The sequence below is a fragment of the Bacillales bacterium genome (assembly GCA_035700025.1).
In the GTDB taxonomy this organism is placed as follows: domain Bacteria; phylum Bacillota; class Bacilli; order Bacillales; family DASSOY01; genus DASSOY01.
Genome location: DASSOY010000004.1, coordinates 1 through 18098 on the forward strand (window position 1 = coordinate 1; position 18098 = coordinate 18098).

Annotated in this window: 20 protein-coding genes, 11 tRNA genes and 1 rRNA gene; 29 read left to right on the plus strand and 3 right to left on the minus strand. The window is 51.2% G+C overall.

The window, feature by feature from the left end; genetic code table 11:
- Positions 1 to 585: radical SAM protein (locus VFK44_00780; GenBank protein ID HET7626907.1), on the minus strand; the 585-nt coding region annotated here is incomplete at its 3' end.
- Between the two features lie 109 nt (positions 586 to 694).
- Here VFK44_00780 and VFK44_00785 point away from each other — a divergent pair.
- Positions 695 to 1756 (plus strand): citrate synthase/methylcitrate synthase, encoded by a 1062-nt coding sequence (locus tag VFK44_00785; GenBank protein HET7626908.1) that lies wholly within the window; start codon positions 695 to 697, stop codon positions 1754 to 1756.
- A 283-nt stretch (positions 1757 to 2039) separates the two neighbouring features.
- On the opposite strand, the gene VFK44_00790 is transcribed toward VFK44_00785, so the two are convergent.
- Positions 2040 to 2810, minus strand: coding sequence for a rhomboid family intramembrane serine protease (locus VFK44_00790; protein HET7626909.1), 771 nt, complete (start codon positions 2808 to 2810; stop codon positions 2040 to 2042).
- 122 nt (positions 2811 to 2932) lie between these two features.
- Here VFK44_00790 and acpS point away from each other — a divergent pair, with 122 nt between their 5' ends.
- From acpS to VFK44_00865, 15 genes are all read left to right on the plus strand, one after another.
- A complete protein-coding gene (acpS, locus tag VFK44_00795) occupies positions 2933 to 3304 on the plus strand; it encodes a holo-ACP synthase (protein HET7626910.1) in 372 nt (123 codons plus the stop codon).
- A 59-nt stretch (positions 3305 to 3363) separates the two neighbouring features.
- The gene (locus VFK44_00800) at positions 3364 to 4923 is read left to right on the plus strand and encodes an NAD(P)H-hydrate dehydratase (protein ID HET7626911.1); all 1560 of its coding nucleotides are present in this window, start codon (positions 3364 to 3366) and stop codon (positions 4921 to 4923) included.
- Between the two features lie 68 nt (positions 4924 to 4991).
- The gene (locus VFK44_00805; GenBank protein HET7626912.1) at positions 4992 to 6005 is read left to right on the plus strand and encodes an outer membrane lipoprotein carrier protein LolA; all 1014 of its coding nucleotides are present in this window, start codon (positions 4992 to 4994) and stop codon (positions 6003 to 6005) included.
- 117 nt (positions 6006 to 6122) lie between these two features.
- On the plus strand, positions 6123 to 7250 hold the full coding sequence (gene alr, locus VFK44_00810) for an alanine racemase (protein ID HET7626913.1): 1128 nt from the start codon (positions 6123 to 6125) through the stop codon (positions 7248 to 7250).
- A 127-nt stretch (positions 7251 to 7377) separates the two neighbouring features.
- A complete protein-coding gene (locus VFK44_00815) occupies positions 7378 to 7656 on the plus strand; it encodes an antitoxin (GenBank protein ID HET7626914.1) in 279 nt (92 codons plus the stop codon).
- A gap of 3 nt (positions 7657 to 7659) precedes the next feature.
- Positions 7660 to 8010 carry a type II toxin-antitoxin system PemK/MazF family toxin gene (locus tag VFK44_00820; protein ID HET7626915.1) on the plus strand — a complete coding sequence of 117 codons (351 nt, stop codon included), beginning with the start codon at positions 7660 to 7662 and terminating at the stop codon, positions 8008 to 8010.
- A 105-nt stretch (positions 8011 to 8115) separates the two neighbouring features.
- The gene (locus VFK44_00825) at positions 8116 to 8949 is read left to right on the plus strand and encodes an STAS domain-containing protein (GenBank protein HET7626916.1); all 834 of its coding nucleotides are present in this window, start codon (positions 8116 to 8118) and stop codon (positions 8947 to 8949) included.
- Positions 8946 to 9302 (plus strand): STAS domain-containing protein, encoded by a 357-nt coding sequence (locus tag VFK44_00830; GenBank protein HET7626917.1) that lies wholly within the window; start codon positions 8946 to 8948, stop codon positions 9300 to 9302. The genes VFK44_00825 and VFK44_00830 overlap by 4 nt, the downstream gene beginning before the upstream one ends.
- Before the next feature lie 2 nt (positions 9303 to 9304).
- The gene (locus VFK44_00835; GenBank protein HET7626918.1) at positions 9305 to 9733 is read left to right on the plus strand and encodes an anti-sigma regulatory factor; all 429 of its coding nucleotides are present in this window, start codon (positions 9305 to 9307) and stop codon (positions 9731 to 9733) included.
- 36 nt (positions 9734 to 9769) lie between these two features.
- On the plus strand, positions 9770 to 10780 hold the full coding sequence (locus VFK44_00840; protein ID HET7626919.1) for a PP2C family protein-serine/threonine phosphatase: 1011 nt from the start codon (positions 9770 to 9772) through the stop codon (positions 10778 to 10780).
- Between the two features lie 57 nt (positions 10781 to 10837).
- Positions 10838 to 11170: an STAS domain-containing protein gene (locus tag VFK44_00845; protein ID HET7626920.1), complete on the plus strand. Its 333-nt coding sequence runs from the start codon at positions 10838 to 10840 to the stop codon at positions 11168 to 11170.
- Positions 11167 to 11652 carry an anti-sigma B factor RsbW gene (gene rsbW, locus VFK44_00850; protein HET7626921.1) on the plus strand — a complete coding sequence of 162 codons (486 nt, stop codon included), beginning with the start codon at positions 11167 to 11169 and terminating at the stop codon, positions 11650 to 11652. The genes VFK44_00845 and rsbW overlap by 4 nt, the downstream gene beginning before the upstream one ends.
- Positions 11618 to 12412 (plus strand): RNA polymerase sigma factor SigB, encoded by a 795-nt coding sequence (gene sigB / locus VFK44_00855; GenBank protein HET7626922.1) that lies wholly within the window; start codon positions 11618 to 11620, stop codon positions 12410 to 12412. Before rsbW ends, sigB begins: the two co-directional genes overlap by 35 nt.
- A complete protein-coding gene (locus VFK44_00860) occupies positions 12409 to 13029 on the plus strand; it encodes a SpoIIE family protein phosphatase (GenBank protein ID HET7626923.1) in 621 nt (206 codons plus the stop codon). Before sigB ends, VFK44_00860 begins: the two co-directional genes overlap by 4 nt.
- Before the next feature lie 9 nt (positions 13030 to 13038).
- A complete protein-coding gene (locus tag VFK44_00865; GenBank protein ID HET7626924.1) occupies positions 13039 to 15207 on the plus strand; it encodes a Tex family protein in 2169 nt (722 codons plus the stop codon).
- On the opposite strand, the gene cmpA is transcribed toward VFK44_00865, so the two are convergent.
- Positions 15204 to 15317, minus strand: coding sequence for a cortex morphogenetic protein CmpA (gene cmpA / locus VFK44_00870; protein ID HET7626925.1), 114 nt, complete (start codon positions 15315 to 15317; stop codon positions 15204 to 15206). The genes VFK44_00865 and cmpA overlap by 4 nt on opposite strands.
- A gap of 117 nt (positions 15318 to 15434) precedes the next feature.
- Here cmpA and VFK44_00875 point away from each other — a divergent pair, with 117 nt between their 5' ends.
- From VFK44_00875 to VFK44_00935, 13 genes are all read left to right on the plus strand, one after another.
- A complete protein-coding gene (locus VFK44_00875; GenBank protein HET7626926.1) occupies positions 15435 to 15902 on the plus strand; it encodes a SprT family protein in 468 nt (155 codons plus the stop codon).
- 573 nt (positions 15903 to 16475) lie between these two features.
- Positions 16476 to 16550: transfer RNA gene (locus tag VFK44_00880), tRNA-Asn, on the plus strand.
- 4 nt (positions 16551 to 16554) lie between these two features.
- A tRNA-Ser gene (locus VFK44_00885) sits at positions 16555 to 16646 on the plus strand.
- A gap of 17 nt (positions 16647 to 16663) precedes the next feature.
- A tRNA-Glu gene (locus VFK44_00890) sits at positions 16664 to 16735 on the plus strand.
- A gap of 60 nt (positions 16736 to 16795) precedes the next feature.
- Positions 16796 to 16867, plus strand: a tRNA-Gln gene (locus tag VFK44_00895).
- Positions 16868 to 16878: 11 nt separating this feature from the next.
- Positions 16879 to 16951, plus strand: a tRNA-Lys gene (locus tag VFK44_00900).
- Positions 16952 to 17044: 93 nt separating this feature from the next.
- Positions 17045 to 17128, plus strand: a tRNA-Leu gene (locus VFK44_00905).
- A gap of 25 nt (positions 17129 to 17153) precedes the next feature.
- Positions 17154 to 17236 (plus strand) — tRNA-Leu (locus VFK44_00910).
- A gap of 80 nt (positions 17237 to 17316) precedes the next feature.
- Positions 17317 to 17390, plus strand: a tRNA-Arg gene (locus VFK44_00915).
- 102 nt (positions 17391 to 17492) lie between these two features.
- Positions 17493 to 17569: transfer RNA gene (locus VFK44_00920), tRNA-Pro, on the plus strand.
- A 26-nt stretch (positions 17570 to 17595) separates the two neighbouring features.
- Positions 17596 to 17669 (plus strand) — tRNA-Gly (locus tag VFK44_00925).
- Between the two features lie 40 nt (positions 17670 to 17709).
- A tRNA-Ile gene (locus tag VFK44_00930) sits at positions 17710 to 17786 on the plus strand.
- A 219-nt stretch (positions 17787 to 18005) separates the two neighbouring features.
- Positions 18006 to 18098 (plus strand): 16S ribosomal RNA (locus tag VFK44_00935); the annotation flags it as partial.

The following is an 18098-nucleotide window of genomic DNA, read 5'->3' on the forward strand; positions in this document are numbered from 1 at the left end:
CTTGCTGAATGGCAACACCGGAGCGATCGTTGCTTGAGCTGGCAGTCCGGCGGACGTGATTTTTTCGAGCGCCTTCAGTCGTGCCGGAATCGGCGGTGCCCCGGGCGTGAATTTTTTACGAATCTGTTCCAAATCGGTTTCGATTGTCATGCTGATCCGGATCCGGTCTTTCAACTCCGCGAACAAGTCGATATCCCGCGTTACGAGCGGTCCGCGCGTTTGCACGAACAGGAAATCCGGTTTTTCCTCTGCCATCACCTCAAGCAACGATCGGGTGATGCTTTCTTTATGTTCGATTGGCTGGTACGGGTCGGTGCTCGAAGACATGAAAATCGTCACCTTCCCTTTCTTTTTCGCCTTCCGTAATTCTTTTTTCAACAACGCAGCCGCTCCGGTTTTCACGTCGATCCACGTTCCCCATCTTTCTTCGCGGAACAAGGCGATCGGCATTTGCTGCACGTAACAATAAGAACAACCGTAGGCACAGCCCATGTACGGGTTCAAGGAATGAGAATAACCTTCCAAGTAGCCGGTGGCGGGCGTTAAGATGCGCTTCGGTTGCCGTCGGGCGATCTTCTTTTTCACGGTTGGCCCCCTGAAATTGATTATGATTCTTAATCAATAGTCATCAAAATCTTTAATTTTCTTAATCATAGTCCCGCGCTACAATAAAAGCAAGAAAGGAGTGGGGACGATGGATTTTCGCCCGGGGTTAGAAGGGGTTATCGCTGCGGAAACGTCCTTGAGCTTGATCGACGGCGAGGCGGGGAAGCTGTTGTATCGAGGTTTGCCGGCCGGGGAGCTCGCCGGGAAACGCTCATTTGAAGAGGTTGCGCATTTTTTGTGGAGCGGGGTGTCGGATGAGCACGCGCGGGAAGCATTTTGTAAACACCGCGAGTTGCCTTCTTTTCTAAAAAAATTGCTGGATGGGCTCCCGGTGGACATGGGCATGATGGAGTCTTTACGGACGGCGGTTTCAGCCCTCGGGTCCGGCGCAGGCTGGCCTCCGACGCCGGAAGAGGCGCTCGCGCTCACGTCCGTCGTGCCGACGATCCTCGCCTACCGCTGGCGCCGCGTGAACGGCTTGGCGCCGGTTTCGCCTGACGGCGAACTTGGCCACGCCGCCAACTACTTGTACATGCTGACCGGGGAGCGGCCAAAACCGGCGCATGCCGAGGCGTTGGAAGCGTATATGGTGCTGACGATGGAGCATGGGCTGAATGCGTCGACGTTCGCGGCGCGCGTGATCACGTCGACGCAGTCGGACCTGTATTCGGCGGTGACCGGTGCCGTCGGCGCAATGAAGGGGCCGTTGCACGGCGGGGCGCCGACCGGCGTCGTGCGAATGCTCGACGCGATCGGGACGCAGGCCAACGCGGAGCGTTGGCTGCGGGAGACGCTGGAGCGCGGCGAGCGGCTGATGGGCTTCGGGCACCGCGTGTATAAGACGCGGGATCCACGGGCGGTGGCGCTGCGCGAAGTGACGGAACGGCTCGCAGGAGACGATCCGTGGTTTGCGCTGGCGATCGACGTGGAGCGGGAGGCGACGCGGCTGCTGGAGGAGTATAAACCGGGACGCCGGTTGTATGCGAACGTGGAGTTTTACGCGGCAGCGGTGTTGCGCGCGGTAGCATTGCCGGAGGCGTTGTTCACGCCGACGTTTTCGGCGGCGCGAACGGTGGGATGGACGGGGCATGTGTTGGAGCAAGCGAGCTGCAATCGCATCTTTCGGCCGAAGGCACGGTACGTTAATTAAACGTTTGTTTAAAACGCGATACAGCCGGGAGAGCCTAGCTCTCCCGGCTGTTGGTATTATTGCGAATCGATCATGACAGTCGCTATTTTGGATCAAATGGCCGAGCTACAAATATAATCGATCACTGAGAACGCTATTTTCTTAAAAACCGTGAAAATGATCATGATTTTCACGTGATTTTGGGAAATAAGGTTCCTCATGCACGATTTCATCGGAATCCGTGACTTTTCACGAAAATAACGCTTCTCATGAGCGATGCGCGCTCAAATCCTGTCCATCGTTTCTAACGAATCAAATATGACAGCAACCCGAACAAAATAAACAACGTGATCAATCCCCACACAACTTTTTTCGCTGTTGCCTGCCTTTTCAGCCGCTTTTTCCAGCGATCCGGGTCGAACGTGACCGTCGTGCCTTGATAATGACCGCGCGTGCGCGAACGCGAATTGGGATACCAGGAGTAACCAATCGGCACACGGGACAATACTGGCGGGGCAATCAACAGCCCGCCGATGAATCCGAATAAGTGAGCGACAATGTTCACATTCGATGTGAAGAACGTTGAGATGAGCGAGAAGATCAATATCGTTATGATCAGTTGCGAATTCATGCGATCAATGAGGTCTTTGCGGAACAAGACCATGTACACGTAAATGCCGAACAAGCCGAAAATCGCGCCGGAAGCGCCGAGCGATTGATAAGTGAGCGGTTCAAGCCAATACGTGGCGAGGTTGCCGATGACGCCGCAGAACAGAAAGGCAAGTACGAAAAGAAATTTCCCGAGAATTCGTTCAAGCGCAGGCGCGAACAATATAATGGAAAAACAATTAAACAACACGTGGAAGAAAGCATAATGAAGAAAGATTGGCGTCACGAGCCGCCAATATTCTCCCATGGCGATGCCTGCGTTTGCTTCGACCATAAATGAGAGCACGGATCCGCCTGCCATTTGAAAATGAACGAGCAGAAAAATGATCAGGTTAATCGCGACGATGAGTGAAACCATCGGGTAATTGCGGAGAAATGACCGGAAATCTTCGTTGCGGATGAACATCGGATCGCCTCCTTCGCGGCACAACAATTGCGTTTATTTTACCATAAATGTTGTGAAAGATAAGGGTACAAGTCTATGCTATGCTTAAATGAGAGATTGTAGACACGAGAGGAGGCAGTACGGTGATCGTTGGCATCGGCATGGATCTCGTTGAGCTGGATCGGATAAAATCGGCAGCCGAACGGCAGCAGCGTTTTGTGGACCGGATTTTGACGAAGCGGGAAAAACATACATATGAAGGTTTAAAACCGGTGCGCAAGCTGGAATATCTCGCCGGGCGTTTTGCTGCGAAGGAAGCGTACGCGAAAGCGGCTGGGTGCGGCATTGGGGCGGAACTCTCTTTTCAAGACATCGAGATTGTGCCGGATACGAACGGAAAGCCTTGCATGACGGTGAAAGGGCAAACGAACCTCATTCATCTTTCCATTACCCACTCTCAGCAACATGCCGCGGCGCAAGTTGTCATCGAAAGTTTGTCAGGCTCGTCAGGTTAGTCCGCATATTGCCCGGGTTTGTCTCATATAAATTTAGTGCGGTTAGGGAGGGAGCTATTGTGCATGTCGTAACCGGTGAAGAAATGCATCGAATCGACCGCGAAACGGTGCAAAAGATCGGACTGTCCGGAGAAACGTTGATGGAAAGTGCCGGGCGGGCCGCTGCAGGCAAGTTGATGGGGCGCATCGGCAAAAAAGAAAAAATCGTCGTGTTGGCTGGAACGGGAAACAACGGCGGGGACGGGTTTGTTATCGGCAGGGTGCTGCTTGAGGCCGGGTATGACGCGGAAGTATGGCTCATTCCCCCGCGCAAAAAAATCAAGGGGGATGCCCGTAAGCATTTGGCGATTTACGAGGCAGCCGGGTTTCATGTTGAAACGTACCAAGGAAATGAGGCGCGCCTGGCGGCGTCCCTTGAACGTTGTACAGTCGTTGTCGATGCCATGCTCGGCACGGGGGTCAAAGGGGGCGTGCGCCCGCCTTACAAAGAAATCATTCAGCGGCTGAATGAGGCGAGAGCTCTAACGATTGCTGTCGACGTTCCGAGCGGTGTGCCGTCCGACGGCGAGCGGATCGAGGGTGAAGCGGTGAAAGCCGACTGGACGCTCACGCTCCAATGCCCGAAGACGAGCGCTTTCGTCTATCCGCATGCCTCTTACTACGGCGAATGCGAGACGCTCAACATCGGCATTCCGCAGAAAGTCGTCCGCGCCATTGCGCCCGCCCGGCAGCTGTGGTCGGCTGACGCCTTCCGCCGGCATTTCCCGAAGCGCGCCGCCGATGCCCACAAGGGCAGCCACGGCAAGGGGCTCATCATCGCCGGCTCGCGGGAAATGCCTGGCGCCGCAGCCATGACCGGCGCGGCCGCCCTGCGCGGCGGCGGCGGGCTCGTCACCCTCGCCGTCCCCGCCGCCATTCAGCCGACCGTCGCTTCGCTCCTGCCGGAGGCGACCTACCGGCCGTGCGCATCCGCCGACGGCGCCTTCAGCGGCGAATGGCCGCTGGAAGCCGCCTATGACGCGGTCGCCGCTGGGCCGGGCATCGGTCGCGGCGACGGAGCCGCGAAGCTCGTCGCGGCGCTGCTTCGCGAATGCGAAGCGCCGCTCGTGCTTGACGCGGATGCGCTGTATCCGCTGGATCGGCTGAAGGCGGAGCTGAAGGCGCGGCCGGCGCCGACGGTGTTGACGCCGCATCCGGGAGAAATGGCGCGGCTTACGGGGACCTCGGTAGAGGCTGTGCAAAGCTCGCGATTCCAGTCGGCGCGTGAATTCGCGCGGACGTACGGGGTGTGGCTTGTTTTGAAAGGCCCGTATACGATTGTTTCCGCTCCGGATGGAATGCAGTTTGTGAACCCGACGGGAAACGCGGCTCTTGCCAAAGGGGGGACGGGAGACGTGTTGACCGGACTGATTTTCGCTTTTATTATGCAGCATCCACAAATCCAACCTGCCGTAAGCAACGCTGTTTACTTGCACGGCCAAGCCGCAGACGATCTTGTGGCAAACGGCACGGCGCCGGCGAGTGTGTTGGCTACGGATTTGATCGAACAGTTTGGAGCGTCACTCGGCCGCTTGCTGGCGCACGAAACCCCCGTGCCAACACCTGCACAAATTTTATAAAATCCGGTTACGATTTCGTAGAATAGACGCCCTCCTTTGTCACGATTCGAGACAAAGGAGCTGAACACATGAAGAAGACCTTTTCGCTTCTGATGACGGGGATTTTGTTGATCATGGCGCTGGCTGCCTGCGGACAGAAAAGCCAGGAGGACGTGACCGATTCCTTGCGGAAGAAGCTTGACCATTTAAAGAGTTATAAAGCGGAGGCGACCATGAAGTTGTACGCCGGTGAGAAACCGAGTACGTACGATGTCGAGATTTGGTATGAAAAGCCGGATCACTACCGCATTTACTTGAAAAACAAAAAACAGCATTTGAGTCAAATGATTTTGAAAAACGACGAAGGCGTATTCGTGCTCACTCCGCAGCTGAACAAAAGCTACCGATTTCAGAGCGAATGGCCGGAGAACGGCAGCCAATGGTACTTGTATGAATCGCTCGTCAGGGATATCTTGAACGATCCCGAGCCGTCTTTTGAACGCGCCGACGGAACTTACGTATTCACAACGAAAACAAACTACAAACACAGCGATTTGCAGAAACAAAAAATCTCCTTGACGCAAAAGGATTTAAAGCCGGTGCGCGTGAAAATCATGGACCCGAACGAAAAAGTCGTCGTTGATATGAAATTCAACAATGTAAAATTTAATACCGAATTTGACGACGGCGCGTTTGATTTAAAAAGGAACATGACGAGCGCAAAGCTCGAGGTGCCGGCCATGGCGGGCGAACAGAAGAAGGAAACAGCGATGACCGTGTATTATCCGGAAAATTTGCCTGATAAAACGAAACTTTCGGCAACGCGGGTCAATACGGACGACGGCAAGAAGTATGTGTTCGAGTATTCGGGCGATCATCCGTTCACATTAATTGAAGAGCCGAGCCAGGCATGGACGGAAGCCGTTGAACCGGCAACGGCTCAAGGAACCCCGGTCAACCTTGGGTTTGCGATTGGACACATGACGGATCATTCCATTGAATGGACGTATGACGGTACGGACTTCTTCCTGGCTTCGAAAGAGTTGAGCAAGAGGCAAATGATCGATCTCGCCCGTTCGGTCATGGCCAGACAAGCAAAATGACGCACCTGCTCAGGAACGGACTCCCGAACCTGGGCTTTTTTTTATCATTGACATCGGGAATGCCAAACGCCAATAATGAAAGCAATGAGACCGGATGGAGGGACAACTTTGAAAGCGATAGGGCATTCCCGCGGCACGCGGGCAGTCATTGATCTTGATGCTATCGCGGCCAATTTGAAAAATTTCCAGCGGCATCTCGGCGCGGAAACCGAAATCATGGCAGTTGTAAAAGCTGACGGCTACGGGCACGGAGCGATACAAGTGGCCCGCACGGCGCTTGAAGAAGGAGCCGCCTGGATCGGGGTGGCTTTGCTCGATGAGGCGCTTGAACTTCGCCGCGCCGGCATCGATGCGCCGATTCTCGTGTTTGGCTGGACGCATCCGCACGATGTTCGGCGAGCAGCCGAAAACGACATTGCCGTCACGGTTTTTCAGGAGGGCTGGGTCCGTGATGCAGCGAAAATTTTACAAAAAACCGAGCGGTCGTTGACCATTCATCTGAAGCTGGATACGGGAATGGGCCGTTACGGAGCCAAAGGCGAACAAGAACTGACTCGTCTGTGCAACGAGATCGAGTCGGAACCTTTGATGCATTTACAAGGCGTTTACACCCACTTTGCGACGGCGGACGAGCTGGACTCCGCTTATTTTGACAAGCAGTACCGGTGTTTCTTGTCCATGTTGGACGTGCTTGCCGCACGCGGCGCGAAACCGGACGTCATTCATTGCGGCAACAGCGCGGCTGCGCTGCAATACCCCGATAAAGCCTTTAATCTTGTCAGACTCGGCATTTCCATGTACGGACTCGTACCGTCCGAACAATTGGCCCCTGTGCTTCCGTTTCCGCTGCAAGAAGCCTTTGCCTTGAAAAGCGAGCTTGTGCACGTCAAGTCTTTGGAAGCGGGCGAAGCCGTTAGTTACGGAGCGACGTATGTCGCGGATGAGCCGCAGTGGATAGGAACCGTTCCGATCGGTTATGCTGATGGATGGTTAAGAAAAATTTCCAATGGTGGTTTTGTGCTCGTCGAAGGCATACGAGCGCCGATCGTCGGGCGCATTTGCATGGATGCTTTCATGGTGCGTCTTCCGAAGAAAATGCCGATCGGAACCGAGGTCGTTTTGATCGGAAAACAAGGGGAAAAAGCGATCACTGTCGCCGACCTCGCACGCCAGCTAGACACGATTACTTATGAGATTCCTTGCATGATTAGCGAACGGGTTCCGCGTTTTTTTAAAAAAAATTGAATTGGCAGCAGGAATTTGCGGAATTTTACCGAATTAAAGAACGTGGAGATGCGGCTTTGCAATCAAGTTTTGCCAATGGTAAAATGGGTTTGGGAAAGTTCAGATGTACAGTTGGAGGTGTCTGCTTTTGTCCGATTCAAATTTAAAGAAAATCGTGGTTTCATTGCCGCAGCACATCTTAAATGAGGTTGACGGCATCATGCGGCAGGACAATGTCAATCGCGATGAATTGATTCAACAAGCCACCAAGCAATATGTTCGCGAGCGGAAGAGACGCTACATCCGTGAGTCCATGCGTCAGGGCTACATGGAAATGGCGAAAATCAACTTGAATATCGCGTCGGAAGCCTTTCTTGCCGAGGAGGAGGCTGAAAACACCTTGGACCGCTTAGTCAGCGGGGTGTAAGGTTTGATAGTCAAAAGAGGCGACGTGTATTTTGCCGACCTCTCCCCTGTTGTCGGCTCTGAGCAAGGCGGCGTTCGACCCGTGCTCATCATTCAAAACGATATCGGGAATCGATTCAGCCCTACGGTTATTGTTGCGGCGATCACCGCGCAAATCCAAAAGGCAAAGTTGCCTACTCACGTCGAAATTGATTCTAAACGCTACGGATTTGACAGGGACTCGGTCATATTGCTTGAACAAATTCGAACCATTGACAAACAAAGGCTGACTGATAAAATTACACATCTGGATGATGAGATGATGAAGCGTGTGGAAGAGGCCCTGCAAATCAGTCTGGGAATGATCGACTTTTGACGAATTGTATCCGGCCGAGCAAAAAGTTGCCTCGCATCTGGGCAGCTTTTTTATTTTTGTTCGATCATGCGAGGTTCAAACTACTATCGTTTGGGGGAAATCGTGATGGAAGACATCGTACTGCGGATGATTCAGAAAGAACGAGACGAAATCACTGAAAAATGGCTTGACGAAATGAATCGGTCAAGAAACGAGTACCGCCTGCAACATATAAACAACGAAGTCTTTGAGAAAACGAACCGAAAGTTCATTTCTTTAATTTATCAAAACCTGGAAATTGCCGATAAGAATATGGAATCGTTCAAGACTTTTATCGACGGGCTGCTTGAAATGGGTTTGCCGCTCAGTTATTTGACGAAGGGATTGCAAACGTTCAGAAGGTTGATGCTGGAGACCTCTTTCAAGCATCTCGAACATTCGGATAAAGTACATGCTTTTTATACGAAAGTGGACAGCTGGTATGATCCGATCATTAGCAAACTCGTCTCGGGAGCGGTCGAATCGTGGGAACATACGGTCAGTTCCCAACGCAGCGCTTTAAGGGAATTGTCTGCGCCATTGATTCCTATTTTTGAAGATATCAGCGTCATGCCTTTGATCGGAACGATCGATACGGATCGGGCGAAGCAAATTATGGAAAACTTGTTGCAGGGTGTTATCGAACACCGTTCCGAGGTTGTCTTGATCGACATTACAGGCGTTCCGGTTGTCGATACGATGGTTGCCCATCATATCATTCAAGCGGCAGAAGCGGTACGTCTCGTTGGGGCGGAGTGCATTCTTGTCGGCATTCGCCCGGAAATCGCGCAAACGATCGTCAACCTCGGCATCGATTTGAGCGGATTTCCAACGGACAGTAATTTAAGGAAGGGCATTCAAGCCGCATTGAAACTTTTGGGACGCGAAATCACGGATGCGTCGCAGGAGGGATCCGCGTGAAGATCCCCATTTTGAAATTATATGACTATCTTTTGGTTACGATTCAGGTGGACTTGGACGACCAAACGGTTCTTGAATTTCAAGAGGATTTATTGAATAAGATTCATGAGAACAACTCAAAGGGGGTTGTCATTGACCTCACGGCCGTCTCGATTGTTGACTCGTTCATTGCGAAGATTTTGGGCGACGTCGTCGACATGTCTACCTTGATGGGCGCGAAAGTTGTATTGACCGGAATAAGGCCTGCCGTCGCGATAACGTTGATCGATCTTGGCATTACGATGAAGAATGTCACGACCGCATTGGATTTGGAACAAGGAATGGAGAAATTACGGCGGGAACTGGAGGACTGATCATGTCTGAAACCCGGTCTTGTGTGGAAGTCCGTACAGAATGGGACATCGTCGATGCCCGTCAGTTAGGAAGAACGGTTGCGAAACAATTAGGGTTTGGCAATGTTGATCAAGCGAGAATCACGACCGCGATCTCGGAATTGTCGAGAAACATCTATTTATATGCTCCGAGTGGAAAAGTTTGCGTCGAACAAGTCAGTGATAAAGGTAAGATCGGGCTGAAAGTAACTGCAACCGACAACGGTCCGGGGATCCCCGACATCCGCAAAGCGATGGAAGATGGTTTTACGACATCAGGCGGTCTCGGTGCCGGTCTTCCGGGCGTGAAACGGTTAATGGATGAGTTTACGATTCATTCCGTCGAGAAACAAGGCACGGAAATCGTCGCGATCAAATGGCTTAGGTCCGCAGGAAAAGTCGTCCCGCTCTAAGCTTTACATCATCCAGAATGAAAAGAGGGAGAGGCTGTGCAAGATAATGAAGAAACGTCTCAACTGTATACGAATTATCTACGCGACTATTTGAATCATAAGGATGAGCAAACTTTATATAAAGCACAGCAATTCAGCCGTTCCATGCTTGAAAAGCAAATTTCACCCGAAGAAGTGCTCAGCATGCATGTGCAGGCTCTGCACGACATCTTTCGTGCAATCCCGAAGGAAATGGACGACACTTTCCGATTTTTGCTGGAAGTCATGGTTGGATATGGACTTGCCTATAGAGAACATCAAAGTTTGCGAAGCCGGCAGCAACAGTTGGAAAACGATATTGAAGTGGCTTCGAAAATGCAGGAAACGTTTTTGCGCGGGGAGGTGCCGAAAACCGACAAACTCGACATCGGCGCGTTGAGCCGCCCCGCCCGCAAAATGAGTGGAGATTATTTTCACTTCGTTCAAGACCAGAACGATTGCGTGAGCATCGCGATCGCCGACGTCATCGGGAAAGGCATCCCGGCTGCCCTTTCGATGTCGATGATCAAGTATGCGATGGACAGTGTGACGGAACAACGGATGCAACCAGGGGCTATTTTGGAAAATTTGAACCGCGTTGTCGAACAAAACGTTGGTTCCGGGATGTTCATTACGATGATGTACGGCGTCTATGACCCCCGTGTTCATCGTTTCTATTATTCCGGTGCCGGTCACGAACCGGGTTTTCTGTACTCTGCCGCCAAAGACGAATTTCGCGAACTGAGCGCGAAAGGGCTCGTGCTTGGTGTATCCGAAAACACGAAATACCGCGAATTCGAAATTGAAGTCCAGGTCGGCGACATGATCATCCTTTTATCGGACGGCGTCACCGAATGCCGTACGGAGAAAGGATTTATTGAACGGGACGAAGTGACCGAAATGATCCGAAAACATATACACTTACCTGCACAGGAAATTGTTGACCGGGTGTACGAGGAACTGGAACGACTTCAAGATTTCGAATTGCGGGACGATTTCACGTTGATCATCTTACGAAGAAACGTTTAATGTTCGGGCATATCGGGAAATGGAAAGGCATGAATGCTTTACAGGGAGGATGCAAGCATGAATTTAGAAATTACCCATACTGAATCGAACGGGATTCATTTGCTTCAAGTCAGCGGAGAAATAGATGCTTACACAGCGCCCCAGTTTAGAGAGCAATTGCTTCCATTAACGGAAATTCCCGGTGCGAAGATCAAAGTCGACCTGTCCGGCGTTCAATATTTGGACAGCACCGGTTTAGGTATTTTTGTCGCTGGCTTTAAATCGGCCAAACAAAACGACGGACTAATCGAAATCAGCGGTATGACATCCCGTGTGCAAAGGCTTTTTGACATCACCGGTTTAGCCGATGTGTTTCAAATTGACCATGAAGTGAAGGGGGGAACATCATGAAAGACGCTTCCGATTTCATTGAAATGGTAATACCTGCCCAAGCTGAATATGTCGGCGTCGTCCGGCTCACTTCTTCGGGCGTAGCCAATCGCATCGGTTTTTCCTACGATGAAATTGAAGACATCAAAGTGGCGGTTTCCGAAGCCTGCACGAATGCCGTGAACCATGCTTACAATAAGGAAGAAAACGGAAAAATCACCGTCGGATACGGCATTTACGAAGACCGTTTGGAAATCATGGTCGTCGATCGCGGCAAGAGCTTTGATTTCGCGGACATTCGCAAAAAAGTCGGACCGTTCAACGGCGATTTGTCGGTGGAAAAAATGAGCGAAGGAGGGCTTGGGTTATTTCTAATTGAGACTTTGATGGATAAAGTGGAAATCAGCGGCGAGTCCGGTGTGATCGTTTTGATGACGAAGTACATTCGGAAAGACGAGGTGGAACCCGGTGCCGACAAAATCTCAGCATTCGAAAGCCGATAACGGCGATTCGATCCAGGAATGGATTCGCCGCTATCAGGAACAGCCGGACAACGAAGAAATCCAGCTGCGCCTCGTTAGAGAATACGAAGATCTCGTTGATTCCCTTGCGCGCAAGTTTTCCAAAGGAAGAAACATCCACGACGATCTTGTACAAGTCGGCATGATTGGTTTGTTGGCCGCGCTGAGACGTTTCGATCCGTCATTCGAACGAAGTTTCGAATCGTTTGCTGTCCCGACGATCATCGGGGAAATTAAGCGCTTCATCCGCGATAAAACATGGAGCGTACACGTCCCTCGCCGGATTAAAGAATTAGGGCCGCGCATCAAAAAGGCGGTCGATGAACTGACAAACGAACTTCATCGTTCCCCGAAGGTCGAAGAAATTGCTTCTTATCTGGACGCATCGGAGGAAGAAGTGTTGGAAACGATGGAGATGGGCAAAAGTTACCAAGCGCTTTCCGTCGACAGCTCGATTGAAGCGGATCAAGAAGGAAGCACGGTGACGCTGCTTGATCTCGTCGCCGACGAGGAAGACGGCTTTGAACAAATGGATCGCCGCCTGCTGCTCGAGAAAGCATTTCAAGTCTTGTCGGAACGGGAACGCGAAATCTTGCGATGCACTTATTTCGAGAATTTGAGCCAGAAAGAAACCGGCGAGCGTTTGAATATCTCGCAAATGCATGTGTCGCGATTGCAGCGTCGTGCTTTGCAAAAGCTGCGCGAAGCGATAAGAATCGAACCGTCAGAGGCATTGCAATGATCGAAAATTATCGGTTTGACAAAATGCGCGTGTCGGCGTTTCAACTCGCAAAACAGGGCGAGACGCAGTGCGGGGACAGCTATTATATGATGGAAACGAACGATTACTTTCTTTGCATGCTCGCCGACGGTTTGGGAAGCGGCCCGGATGCGAAGAAAGCATCGCAAAAGGCGGTATCGATTGTAAGAGAAAACCCGGATGACGACGTGGAAACGTTGGTCGAGAAATGCAACTGCGGATTGCGCAATGAACGAGGAGCGGTACTGTCCGTTTTTAAAATCGATTTCCATAAAGGGCTGTTGGAATTTTCCGGTGTCGGCAACATCCGGTTTGTTTTTTATCCGCCGAACGAGAAAGCGGTTTACCCGATTCCGAAAATCGGATTTTTGTCGGGCAAGCGGTTTTCAGCTCGCGTACAGACGTTTTCATTCCCGAAACACTCGTCTTTCGTCATTTATTCAGACGGACTCGGGTCGGTGGGTGCCAAATATCCGTCCTCTTGCATGAATGTGACGGACGTCGAGCGCATATCGGAATGTGTGGCTGCTTATGTCATGGACGATGCTCGATCGTCGGACGATGTTACGTTTATCGTTGGGAAAAATGTTTCAGAATGAGGTGTTGGTGTGGTTCAAGCCGCGATAGCTGCAAAAATTGCAAACGAAAGATCGTTGACGGCGAAACAAGTTTCCGCCGTCATTCAATTGTTGGAAGGGCAAAACACGATTCCTTTCATCGCCAGGTATCGTAAAGAGATGACCGGCGGGCTCGACGAAGTCGAGATTCGCGGAATCGAAGAAAGCTGGCGCTACGAGGTGAATTTAACCGAGCGCAAGCAGGAAGTGCTTCGGCTCATCGAAGAGCAAGGAAAACTGAACGGTGCGTTGAAAGAAAAAATCGAGAAAGCCGCGAAATTGCAGGAGGTCGAGGATTTATATCGGCCGTACAAACAGAAGCGGCGTACGAGGGCGGCGGTCGCGAAAGAGCGAGGATTGGAACCGCTTGCCGAATGGCTGCTGGAACACAACGAAGGCGATCCGGAGGCGGAGGCGGAAAAGTACGTATCTGAAGAGAACGAAGTGCCGGCGGTGGAGGATGCGCTGCAAGGGGCGCGTGATGTGATCGCGGAGCAGGTGTCCGATCAACCGGAGGCGCGCAAGTGGATCCGGTCGTTGACGGAGCGGAAAGGCGTATTTCGGGCAAGCGTGAAAGAAAAAGAGAAAGATGAAAAAGGCGTATACGAAATGTATTATGCGTATGAGGAACCGATTCGCGGCATCGTGCCGCACCGGGTGTTGGCGTGCAACCGCGGTGAAAAAGAAGGCGTATTGCGTGTGGAGATTGCAGCGCCGCACGATGAAATCATCGACAAGCTGACCGGCAAGTGGTCGAAGAAGGCTGCGTCGCCTGCGGCGCCTCATGTTCAGGAAGCCGTTGCGGATGCGTATAAGCGGCTGATTCAGCCGTCCATCGAGCGGGAAATTCGAAAGACTTTGACGGAGCGGGCGGAAGAACAGGCGATCCATATTTTTTCAGAAAACTTAAAGCACCTGCTTTTGCAGCCGCCGTTGAAGGGCAAAGTCGTTCTTGGCGTCGACCCCGCTTATCGAACGGGGTGTAAACTGGCGGTCATCGACGAGACGGGGAAAGTGTTGGATGTTGGTGTTATTTATCCGACCCCGCCTTATAATAAGGTGGAGGAAGCGAAAGCGAAAGTTTTGACTTGGATCGGGAACTATAAGGTCGAAATGATCGCGATCGGCAACGGCACCGCTTCGCGGGAAACGGAGCAATTCATTGCCGACGTCTTGAAAGAAGCGGACCGCGACGTTTATTATTTGATCGTAAATGAAGCCGGTGCCAGCGTATATTCGGCATCTGAGCTGGCGAGGGAAGAGTTTCCGAAACTTCAAGTGGAAGAGCGCAGCGCGATATCGATCGGCCGCCGATTGCAGGATCCGCTTTCCGAACTTGTCAAAATTGATCCAAAATCGGTTGGGGTCGGCCAATATCAGCATGACGTTTCGCAGAAACGGCTGAATGAGTCGCTTTCCTTCGTCGTCGAAACTGCCGTAAACCGGGTGGGTGTCAACGTGAATACAGCATCCGTGTCACTTTTACAATATGTTGCCGGTTTATCAAAAGCGACAGCGAAAAACATTGTGAAAAAAAGAGAAGAAATCGGGAAGTTCCAGGAGCGTTCGCAAATGAAATCGGTGCCGCGGCTAGGGGCGAAGACGTTTGAACAGTGCATCGGCTTTTTGCGGATTGTCGACGGCCGCCAACCGCTTGACCGGACAGGCATCCATCCCGAGAGATACCCGGAGACTATAAAGTTGTTGGAGGAAATTGGTTGTTCGACAGCGGATATTGGAACGAATCCGTTGCGGGACAAATTGGCAAGTTTATCGATGGAGGAAACAGCACAACGTTTGCAGCTCGGCCTGCCAACCTTGCGGGACATCGTTGATGGTCTTTCCCATCCGGGACGTGATCCGAGGGAGGAAATGACGAAGCCGTTATTGAAGAAAGATGTGCTGAAACTGGAAGATTTGAAAAAAGGGATGGAAATGGAAGGGACCGTCCGCAATGTCGTTGACTTTGGTGCTTTCATTGACATCGGCGTCAAACAAGACGGTCTTGTTCACATTTCCAAACTCTCCAATCGATATGTCAAGCACCCGCTTGACGTCGTGCACGTCGGTGAAGTCGTGAAGGTTTGGGTCGAAGACGTAAACGTAGAGAAAGGGCGCGTTGCGCTTACCATGTTAGAGCCTCAGATGCAATCGATTTAATGCTGCTGCCTTTCCGTATAAAAAAACCAGCATTGGTTTAACATGCGGATTTGATAGCGGTCTTTACGGAAATAAGCTTTGCGCAATTGCTTTTTAAACCAGTAAGGCATGTTGCTTTCCTCCTCGTCACCGCGAGATGCGGAAGTACCGGCGGCTTATTGTTATCATCGTATGTGCAACGGCTTGTTAACGTTTCATTCTTTTTCGAATCGGGGAAGGTATGGATCATGCGTCAGGATGAGTTGCAAAAGACGGTGGAGTCAGTATCGTTGAAATGGTTCGGGCTTCCGTTCGTTCATGAGGCGCGTTTTAATTCGCGTCTTCGAACGACGGGAGGGCGTTATCTGCTCAAATCACACGATCTTGAGTTCAACCCGAAACAACTCGAGCATTTTGGATACGATGCGTTTGTGGGCATCATCAAACATGAACTGTGTCATTACCACTTGCATAGACAAAAGAAAGGTTACCGGCACGGGGACCGCGACTTCAAAGAATGGCTGCAACGTGTCGGAGGATCAAGACATTGCGGGCTTGTGCCTGGAACGCGCAATCGGAAGAGAAAGCATCTCCGTTACTGTTGTGAGCAATGTGGAGCGGTGTACGAGAGGCATAGGAAAGTGGATGTTAGCCGCTATGCTTGCGGAAAATGCCGGGGGCGGCTGCAATTAATCGGGGAAAACCGGGGCCGATGATCTTTTTTCAATTTTGCCTGAAACATGTATTGACGCCACAACACTCTATGTGTTAAATTAATAAAGTCGCCGTTGCGGTGAATGGTATGAAAATGAGAAGTTTTTATTGACATAACGCGATTGATGTAGTATTATATATAATGTCGCTCAAAAAGCGATCTGCGGATCGCGGAGCGATTTCGTACTGCGCTCGTACCCCGGTACGATTCAGGAATGAGCGCGAGTGATAGACGTGCTGAGATAAGTAAGTGATAAAATTAGCGTAAGCTTTTTATTCGTTCCACAGTAGCTCAGCGACGAGCGTTCGCTTCATCCGAAAGGCTTCGAGTTGCCTCGACGCACAAACATCATGATCAGCTTTAGAGGAAGAGGCATAGACGTGCTGAGATAGGTAAGTGATAAAATTAGCGTAAGCTTTTTATTCGTTCCACAGTAGCTCAGCGACGAGCGTTCGCTTCATCCGAAAGGCATCGAGTTGCCTCGACGCACAAACATCATGATCAGCTTTAGAGGAAGAGGCATAGACGTGCTGAGATAGGTAAGTGATAAAATTAGCGTAAGCTTTTTATTCGTTCCACAGTAGCTCAGCGGTAGAGCAATCGGCTGTTAACCGATGGGTCGCAGGTTCGAACCCTGCCTGTGGAGCCAATACGGAGAAGTACCCAAGTTGGCTGAAGGGGCTCCCCTGCTAAGGGAGTAGGCGGGGTTACCCGCGCGAGGGTTCGAATCCCTCCTTCTCCGCCATTTGGTATTTTTCATGCGGCCCCTTGGTCAAGTGGTTAAGACACCGCCCTTTCACGGCGGTAACACGGGTTCGAATCCCGTAGGGGTCATTGCCATTTTTTTAGATTATAACAAACCCCAGAACATTAACGGGCATTTTTTTATGGCATTGGGCCATAGCCAAGCGGTAAGGCAACGGGTTTTGGTCCCGTGATGCGCAGGTTCGAATCCTGCTGGCCCAGCCTTTCTTTTTGAGCCATTAGCTCAGTTGGTAGAGCATCTGACTTTTAATCAGAGGGTCGGAGGTTCGAATCCTCCATGGCTCATCAGAATATGGGGAGTTGGAGGTTAGAAGGAAAGGATTGCTGATGTAGTTCTTTCATCTAACTTCTAACGTCTCATCTCCAACATCTGGTTTCGCGGGTGTGGCGGAATTGGCAGACGCGCTAGGTTCAGGGTCTAGTGTCCTTGCGGACATGGGGGTTCGAGTCCCTTCACCCGCATTCAACCAAACCACTTTTATATCACGCGGTCGTGGCGGAATGGCAGACGCGCTAGCTTGAGGGGCTAGTGGGGGAGACCCCGTGGAGGTTCGAGTCCTCTCGACCGCATTTTCGTTTTTTTATGCCTTTGGCGGATGTTGCACTTTAGAATTAAAAAGTGCCGACGTCATGCGTCCAGGTATGCTTATGCGCCCTTAGCTCAACTGGATAGAGCGTCTGACTACGGATCAGAAGGTTGGGGGTTCGACTCCTCCAGGGCGCGCTCATCTTAGAAGTTGGAAGTGAGAAATTAGAGGTTGGATTGTAGGCAAAAGCTTAGAAACATGTACTGTAAAATCTAACTTCCAACCGCTAACCTCTAGAACGGGAAGTAGCTCAGCTTGGCAGAGCGCTACGTTCGGGACGTAGAGGTCGCAGGTTCAAATCCTGTCTTCCCGACCATCTATTTCAATAGTATGGTTTTTTGCGCGGGTGTAGTTTAGTGGTAAAACAAGAGCCTTCCAAGCTCTGGTCGTGGGTTCGATTCCCATCACCCGCTCCATTTTCCATAACGGAATCACTGAGCGAACGATTCCTGTTGTGGGCCTGTAGCTCAGTTGGTAAGAGCGCACGCCTGATAAGCGTGAGGTCGGTGGTTCGAGTCCACTCAGGCCCACCATTCACATGTCCACGTTATAAAAAAGTCCTTGACTTCAAATGACGGGCGTGTTATCTTAATAAAGTCGCTGTCGGAAAATGACCGCGGATTCGAGTTTCGAAGTTGTTCCTTGAAAACTGAACAAAAAGCCAAGCGTGACGAGGAAACTCGTCAATTCGAAATGGCGATCTTCGGATCCCATTTCATCCTTTAAGAATCAGTAAGTTAGGTTTCAAACTTTTATCGGAGAGTTTGATCCTGGCTCAGGACGAACGCTGGCGGCGTGCCTAATACATGCAAGTCGAGCGCGGGAAGCTTTTTGAAGCCTTCGGG

Coding starts and splice junctions, on each gene's coding strand:
- VFK44_00785 (HET7626908.1), top strand. CDS start 695: ATGGATTTTCGCCCGGGGTTAGAAGGGGTTATCGCTGCGGAAACGTCC.
- VFK44_00790 (HET7626909.1), bottom strand. CDS start 2,810: ATGTTCATCCGCAACGAAGATTTCCGGTCATTTCTCCGCAATTACCCG.
- VFK44_00805 (HET7626912.1), top strand. CDS start 4,992: ATGAAGAAGACCTTTTCGCTTCTGATGACGGGGATTTTGTTGATCATG.
- VFK44_00825 (HET7626916.1), top strand. CDS start 8,116: ATGGAAGACATCGTACTGCGGATGATTCAGAAAGAACGAGACGAAATC.
- VFK44_00835 (HET7626918.1), top strand. CDS start 9,305: ATGTCTGAAACCCGGTCTTGTGTGGAAGTCCGTACAGAATGGGACATC.
- VFK44_00845 (HET7626920.1), top strand. CDS start 10,838: ATGAATTTAGAAATTACCCATACTGAATCGAACGGGATTCATTTGCTT.
- rsbW (HET7626921.1), top strand. CDS start 11,167: ATGAAAGACGCTTCCGATTTCATTGAAATGGTAATACCTGCCCAAGCT.
- VFK44_00860 (HET7626923.1), top strand. CDS start 12,409: ATGATCGAAAATTATCGGTTTGACAAAATGCGCGTGTCGGCGTTTCAA.
- cmpA (HET7626925.1), bottom strand. CDS start 15,317: ATGCCTTACTGGTTTAAAAAGCAATTGCGCAAAGCTTATTTCCGTAAA.
- VFK44_00875 (HET7626926.1), top strand. CDS start 15,435: ATGCGTCAGGATGAGTTGCAAAAGACGGTGGAGTCAGTATCGTTGAAA.